Origin of the sequence: Candidatus Poriferisodalis sp., assembly GCF_965208485.1 — a bacterium.
Taxonomy (GTDB): Bacteria; Actinomycetota; Acidimicrobiia; order Acidimicrobiales; family Poriferisodalaceae; genus Poriferisodalis.
In genome coordinates this window covers 1-7565 of record NZ_CBDBPA010000001.1, presented here as the reverse complement: position 1 = coordinate 7565, position 7565 = coordinate 1, and the positions used below count along the sequence as shown (strand labels likewise).

The window sequence follows — 7565 nt, the reverse complement described above, 5'->3', positions numbered from 1 at the left end:
CCGAGGATGACATCGTCGCCGCCCTTGCCGTCGATGACATGAAACGCCCGCCAGTCATCACGATCCGGTACGCAAAGCACATCGTTACCCGCAGTTCCCTCGATCAGCGTCACCCCGGCGCTGCCGGTGACTGTGCAGCCCGCACTCACGGTGATAGTGAGATCTGCTTCGACGCCGATCCCCCAGCCGTCGTAGATCGCGTATGTCGTGGCGACAATGCCCCAGAACCCCGGATCGGGAGTGAACGTCACCGCGCCGGTCGTCTCGTTGACTGCGAATGTGCCGCCCACAGCCGAGCGAACCTCCACAGTTGCAGCGTCCAGACTGCCTCCGGTCGGCGCGATGTCATTGGCCAGCACATCGACCTGCACCGCCGTGCCCAGCGTCGTCGTCGCCTCGTCCGTCACAGCACACGGCGCGGTTCCCGGATAGGCGACCAGCGGCACGGTCATGTATGCGGTGTGAGTGCCGCCGCCGCGGTTGTCGCCCATGGCGTCGATGACGTACGCGCGCGGGGCGGGGTCTGTGCCGACCGCCGGCGCCGTCGGCACAGTCCAAGCGACATCGACCGCGCCGTCGGTGTCCGCCGTAACGTCGCCGAGTGTCGGCGCGGTCAATGCGGCGCCGCCCAACGACACAGCACGTGCAGAGAAGCTCACTGTCGTACCCGATTCGAAGCCTGCGGCGGTGAGCCGGACCTGCTCGCCAGTGGTCACGAACGGCGCCCCGCAGCCCGACACCGCGCTCGCGCGCCGCTGCACTAGATGTCCCGCAGTGTTGGTTGGGGTCTCGGCGGTGTCGTCTGCCTCGTCATTGGTGCCTTGCGCAGCGTCGCTTTGGCTCGAAGAATCGCGGCCGACTTGCTTGTGCGCAGCGGTGCCGGATCGTCCGTCGCCGACTTCGGTCCCCACGTCCGCGGGGCTGCGGGATCCCGAGCCCGGAGGGCCCCGCCGGCTCGGATTCGTCGGCAGTCCCGCCTCGGACAGCGCAGCGCCAGCCGCTACCCGATCGCGGATGTACTGCTCCAAGATCCGCGCGGCACCTCGATGGCCGTCCAGATTGGGATGAAAGCTGCCGTCCGAGTCTGCCACGAAGCCCGACGAATCGTCGGTAACGACGCCGTTTACCCACGGAACGTCGTGACACGGCGAGTGGTCCCAAAAGCTCCGCTCGGACGGCGCCGCCTCGCTGAGCACGTCGACGAAATGCACGCCAGCCTCCGCTGCCGCCGACCGAACGGCCGCGTTGAGGTCGATAGCTGCGTTGCGCAGATGAATCGCTTCGGCGGCGTCGATGTGAAGATTTGTCGAACCCGCGAATCCCAACAGGTCCGCAAGAAATGAACCGATACGGATACCAAGCAATTCGGAACTGGATGCGTGAAGGGCCTGCCCTCCGTCGAGCGGCCGGCAGTTTTTGATCCACTCGACGTAGTCCCGGATGGCGTCGACGCAGCCGTCCGAGAGACCGAAGGACAGGAACGCTCCGCTGAGCCCGGTTCGATCGTAGGTGTCGATCATCTCCGGCGTCGCTGCGGGGCAGCCCTCGAACGGCGGGGTCACCGCCGGATAGCCCAGCACGAAAATCACAGCGTTCGGTGCGACCGTCTTGAGATGGCCGAGCGTCGCCGTGACACGTTCGCCGACCTCGTCGAACACCTCCGAGCCGACCTGCCCGCACCCGATCGTCACGCAGCGCAGAATCGTCGACGCGAAGCCGGCGTCGTTGCCGCCGATGGTGACGGTGATCATGTCCACATCGCTCATCGCCTGCACGTCGGCGAGCGACACTGCTTGGCGCGGCTCCCAATGGGCGGGTGCCGGCGCAAGCACCCCGGTGTCTTCGTTGTAGTCCAGCCCCAGCGCTTTGTGCGACGGCCTGTTCGTGTCTACGAGGTCGCCTTCGTCGACGCCGTCTCCCACCGGCCGCGGGTCGAAGATGTTGTGGGTGATCGCGCCGGTGCACGCGAACGTCGCGAACGTGACCTCCACACCGAGCCCGGCGCCCAAGAAGTCCTCAACGATGATCTCGGGGTAGGCCTCGCTCCAGCGGCGGCACGCAGCCTGATTCGAATTCTCAAGTGCAGGGTCAGAGCTCTCGCCCTGGTAGCTGCCCACGAATCCCGCAACGGCGCTGCGACCCTGCTCGCCTGAGGAGTATGAGTCTCCGAGTGCGACGTAGTTGACGGCTTTGGCGAGGGGGACGCGCAGGGTGCTGGCCGGTTCGGGTGTGACGATGCGCTGGTTCTCGTCGACGGTTTCGAAGTCGTAGCTGCTGTCTTGGTCGGTGTCGAGCCAGACACGCAGCAGATCGTGCTGTTGGCGCAGCACGCTGACCGCTCCCGGCGGCACCAAGAACCGCACATCGACATGGCCGCGCGCGTCGGTCACGCAGATTCTCGAGTAACCCGGCGAAGGGACCACGTCGGTGGGCGGCACCGAGCACATCACCGCTGCGGTGCGGCTGGGGCCTGCCAGCATCGACACGCCTACCGGGGTTTCAGCGACGGGGTCCCGGCGGTAGATCGGCCCGCCGAATGTGTACCCGATCACCTCATCGGTTTGGGTGCGCAGGATGAGCCGCAGCGACGTGTAGTGCCCCGCACGGCTGACCCGATCGCTCCACGGCGTCACCAGCGACACCTCAAAGCGCTGCGGCATCCCGAATGCGGTCTCGCCGTCCGCGCCGAGGACCCGGGACTCGAAATCGGACTCGAAGTCCACAAACGGCTCACCGCGGCCGTGGGTGCCGTCACGATCAGCGTCGATCCACGCCAGCAGCTGATGCATCTGCCCGATGCTGGCATCGGGAATGCGCACCAGATGGGTCGAACGCCCCGCGACATCACCCGTGATCGGGCGGGCGACCGAGTCGGCGACACAGCCCTGGCCCGTGCCGGTGGAGCGGGTCACCTGCTGGGCGCCGGCACGGGTGATGCAATGGCCGCTGGCGCCCAGGCTCGACGCGGGCCCCGAGGTGACCTCCACCCCGACCGGCAGCCCCACCGCCTCGCTGGAGGCGGCGCAGGTCACGTCCACATCCACGAACACATGAGAATCGCCCCCATAGCCCGACTGGGCGAAATCGAACACCCCCGCCACAGAACCGGTCAACACGGCGCCTTCGCACGGCGCGACCCGCGACAGACCCGGCACAGTCCCGTCGTCGTCGATGATGGTGGCTGTCGCGGTGGTGTCCGCGAGCGTCGCGCCGGCGGAAACGGTCAGATTGATGCTGAACGTCTCGGTGCTTTCTGGGGTGTTGTCGTCGGTGACGGGCACGGCGATCGTCGCGAAGCGAGCGCCGGCGGGTATCTGCAGCGTCCCCGAGGAGCCCTGGTAGTCCGAGCCCGCAGCGGCGGTGCCCGACACGGTGCTCCATGGCAGCGAGACCGATGTGTCGGCGGTGTCGGTGCCGGGCTGGACCGTCACCGTGAACACAGCCTCGCCGTCGCCTTCGGTCACCGACGCGTCGGTGACCGACACCCGCGCCGGCTCGCAGAACGACACGCCCGCATCGAGCCTGACGTTCGGGACCGCAGAAAGCGACGCAGGCACACAGCCCGACAGCCGATTGCCGTCGAGCCACAGCCAGGCGAGGTTGGTGAGGCTGCCGATCTCAGCAGGCAAACCAGTCAACCGATTGCTGGAGAGATACAGCGTGGTGAGGTTGGCGAGATCGGCGATTTCGGCTGAGATCGCACCGGTCAGCTGATTGGTGTGCAGGTACAGGCGGGTGATGTTGTCGTCGGTGTTGGTGGTGACGCCGGACCGGTCCCGAACCGGTGCGGCGGTGCCCCAGTTGGCGTTGCGGGTCCAGTTCGACCCGCCGGTCGCGCTATAGAACGCCATCAGCGCGACGCGTTGCGCAGCAGGGGTGGCCGGCGTGTCGCGTGCGGTGCGTCCGGGGCGCCGCGGCTTGTCGACGCCGACAGTGCCGCGGATGGTGTCATCTCCTTCGGTGCCGGTGATCGTGCAATCCGCAGTGCTGGCCATGATCGTCACCTGAGCGGACTCGCAGGCTCCCAGCGAGTCGCACACCTCATAGGCGAACAACACCGTGCCGCCCGCCGGGCCAGCCGTGTGCTCCACCACCACGTCACCAGCCGCACCGAACCCAGCGGCGAACGGCGCCAATGCGCCTAGCGGGGTATCGGCATCAGCCCTGCGACCCCTCAGCACCCCGGCCGTCGGGCTCACCAGCAGCCGCGCGTTCGCGACCCATGAACTCCCGCCAACGCCGGTCCATGTCCTGTGCGTTGGATGTCCGGCGGTCGGTCAGTCCCTGTGACGATGCCGTTGCCGGGGCGCGCACCACGATCGTGCCTGCGAGCTTGTCGCGCCAGCCGCGCCGCTGGGGGTCCCACAGCACCGAGGCGTGCACCAGCATCCAAACGCCGAACGACGCCACGGCGAGCCACACCCCGGGGGTTCCCTCGGTTCCGCTCCACAGCGCCCATGTCAGTGCGGCGGCACCCACCAGCAGCGGCACCGCGCCGGCTGCCCAGCGCAGCAGTGCACGGCCAGGCATTGGCGGGCCGCTGTGGCCGAGATTCACCACTTTGACGCGTGCAATCCGCTGACCCGGAGTCGCGCCCCAGCAGCTGGCAACAATCGGCCCGCACACCACAAGAACCATCACAGCCATCGCCGTGGACGGCACCCAATGGAACGCGCTGTCGGCCACTGCTTCGCTATAGGTCGCATTGCCTCTATGCAAGTGATGCACGCCGTAGTTCTCCAACGCACCCAGCACCGACCACGTCCCCCACACCACGAACGGAGCCGCGCAGACCGCATCGACCAGCCACGCAACCGCACGCGCCAGCACACCCCCGCCCGCCGCCACGTGAACCTCGCCGCGCTCGGTCAACCCGCGGCGTCCCTCCAGCTCAGCGCCGGCGCCCGTGCGCGGGGCATTCACCACCACCGTGCCCGCAAGCCTGTCATGCCAGCCCCGCCAGTCGCGGCCCGATGTCATCGACGCTGCGAGCATCAACATCACCACGAGCCAGCCCACGCCCAGCGTCAGCACCCCCGCCGCACAAGGCAACAGCACTCGCAGCCATGACCTGCGGTACGAGACCCATCCGCCGTCCGCGAAACACACGACCCGGATCCCCACCGCCCGCTTGCCCACCGTCGCACCCCATCGCGCCACCATCACCGGCTCGTACAGCACCAGCACCCACAATCCCACCACGCCGCCGAGGCCCAGCAAGCGCTGCTCGACATTGCCGCCCAACGCCGCGAAGGAGAAGAAGATCAGTGACTGCGCAACCATCACAACAGCAGGCAACAACACGACCATGTCCAACAACCTGGCCCCATAACGCCGCTCCGGCTCCGCCAGCACGACCGTGCGGCCGTTGCCCAACCGGGCCTCACCGCCGCGGTAGGTACCGCTCATCGCAGCGACACTCCTGACGCTGGGCAATAGCACCAACCTCTGAGCCCTGGGCGAGAAACGGCAACCGGGTCGCGGCGGCAGCGATTGCGAACCGCAGCAGACTCGCAGGCACTGACCACCACTGGGTCGCCACAGCGCGTCGACAACGATTCGCGCAGGCCCATCGTCGATCACTCACAACCCGTCGTGGTGTCGAAGCGGACGCAGGTGTCGGCGCCCGGACCGCCGTCTGCGTGATCGACTCCATTGCCGCCGTCGAGGGTGTCCGCGTCGATGCCGCCCCAGAGACGGTCGTCGCCCGCGCCGCCTCGAAGCGTGTCCTCACCCGGGCCGCCGTGGAGCTCGTCGTCGTGGCCGCCCCCGTCGAGCGTGTCGACGCCGGGACCGCCCCACAGTGTGTCGTTCTGGGTGTTGCCGTCGAGATGGTCGTCGCCTGCGCCGCCGTGCAGCATGTCGGCACCGGCACCGCCGGTAACGGTGTCGTTGTCGGCGTCGCCCCAGATGGTGTCGTCGCCGGGGCCGCCGCGAATCGTGTCCATGCCGGGGCCTCCCCAGATGGTGTCGCTGCCGGCGTGGCCGTCGAAGGCGTCCGCTCCGGAGCCGCCCCAGATCAGATCATCACCGCCGCCGCCCGTGACCTTGTCGTCACCCGCGCCGCCGTCGAGGGTGTCTGCGTCGATGCCGCCCTTCCGCCGGTTGTCGCCAGCGCCGCCGCGCATCGCGTCATCACCAGGGCCGGCCCGGATTAGGTCGTTCTGGTAACTCCGAACCACGGTGCATCCAATTGCTAGCCGGAGCCGCCGCTTGTTCGGCCGTCGCCGTTTGCCGAGCTGCGCAAAACGATGGTTCTTGCGGCTCTGTCGTGCAGACTGCTGCCGTTGCCGGGGCGCAGTCGGCCGGCGATGCACAACACGCCTGACATGAACGGCAGCCCGGCCACAACGCCGTAGAAGACCGCGTTCAGCAGCACCCATGCGAGGTCGTTCTCGGCGAAGGGAGTCTCGCGTCCTCCGTCGATGAAGGAGAAGATGTCGCCGCCGCGTCCGCCGTAGTCGTCGAGTAGCAGCGCTGCGAGCGCCTCCCAGGAGACCCACAGCAGCACGCCACCCCACACGACCGGGACTGCCCAGCGCACCAGCGCCTGGCAGAGCGTCGGAGTCCTGGTGGGATCGGACCGCTGTCGCACTCTGATCCCGAACATCAGCTTGCCCAACGTGCAGCCAGTCCGCGAGATCACTACCGGCTCATAGGCCACCAGCACCGCGCCCGCGACCCAACTCACGATCCAGTTCTGGGGGGGCCCCGCCGTGTCCCTCTCCCCCCAAATGTTCCAATACAGAAACGCCGACCAGGCGAATATGAAGTACGCGAGCGGAAGTCGCAGCAGCGTGTCGACGCATCTCGCGCCGAGCCGTCTGCCCAGCCCCGCCACGACCGGCGACGCTCCTGAGTCGCCGCCCGGGGCCGGCGGACCTTCCGGGACAGCGTCGCCGCGGCCCGGGCTTGTCATGGCCTGCCGGCTGGTTCGCAGCCGGTCGTGGTGCTGGCGCGACTGCAAGTGTCGGCGCCGTCGCCCTCGACGAGGTGGTCGGTGCCGTGGCCGCCGCTGTGAGTGGTGTCCGTGCTTTCGCCGCTGTCTTGGGAACATGTCACGGCGTTAGTCAGCCCTCGTCTTGCATAGGGAGCGGATCATCCTCAGTGACGAACCCCGCTGCTGAGGGGTCAGAAGCGGAAGCGTCGGCGCGATACTGCTCCGTGATCTCCGCATCGAGCTGTCGCGAGAACCGATTCCAGCGGGAGCCGATGGACTCCCATGCCGCGGCAGGCACGGTCTTGCGCATGACGACGACGGTTCCTGCGGCCTTGTCGTGCAGGCCGCTGCCGTCGCCGCGGCGCAGCCGGCCTGCGAGGCACAGCACGCCTGACATGAACGGCAGCCCAGCGACAACGCCGTAGAAGACAGCGTTCAGCAGCACCCACGCGAGGAGGTTTTCGGCGAACGGGGTTTCGCGGCCTCCGTCGATGACGGAAAAGATGTTGATGATGGAGAAGATGTCGCCGCCGCGGCCGCCGTAGTCGTCGGTGAGCAGCATGGCGATTGCTTCCCATGTGATCCACAGCAGCGCCATTCCCGCGACGGTCGGGACCGCCCAGCG

General features: G+C 67.9%; 5 protein-coding genes. All 5 read right to left on the bottom strand.

Annotated elements, in window-relative coordinates:
- Positions 1 to 4199, bottom strand: a 4199-nt coding sequence (locus tag ACOGXQ_RS00025) for a Calx-beta domain-containing protein (RefSeq protein WP_419943615.1), incomplete at its 3' end; no start/stop codon positions are given.
- Positions 4159 to 5409, bottom strand: coding sequence for an RDD family protein (locus ACOGXQ_RS00020; RefSeq protein WP_419943614.1), 1251 nt, complete (start codon positions 5407 to 5409; stop codon positions 4159 to 4161). The genes ACOGXQ_RS00025 and ACOGXQ_RS00020, both read right to left, overlap by 41 nt.
- Positions 5410 to 5579: 170 nt before the next feature.
- Positions 5580 to 6182, bottom strand: a complete 603-nt coding sequence (locus ACOGXQ_RS00015; protein WP_419943613.1) for a calcium-binding protein — start codon at positions 6180 to 6182, stop codon at positions 5580 to 5582.
- Between the two features lie 14 nt (positions 6183 to 6196).
- The gene (locus tag ACOGXQ_RS00010) at positions 6197 to 6919 is read right to left on the bottom strand and encodes an RDD family protein (RefSeq protein ID WP_419943612.1); all 723 of its coding nucleotides are present in this window, start codon (positions 6917 to 6919) and stop codon (positions 6197 to 6199) included.
- Positions 6920 to 7070: 151 nt separating this feature from the next.
- A partial coding sequence (locus tag ACOGXQ_RS00005; RefSeq protein ID WP_419943611.1) for a hypothetical protein occupies positions 7071 to 7565 on the bottom strand: 495 nt, incomplete at its 5' end.

Excerpts from the sequence above, each read along its gene's own strand:
- ACOGXQ_RS00020 (WP_419943614.1), bottom strand. The coding sequence starts at position 5,409 with ATGAGCGGTACCTACCGCGGCGGTGAGGCCCGGTTGGGCAACGGCCGC.
- ACOGXQ_RS00010 (WP_419943612.1), bottom strand. The coding sequence starts at position 6,919 with ATGACAAGCCCGGGCCGCGGCGACGCTGTCCCGGAAGGTCCGCCGGCC.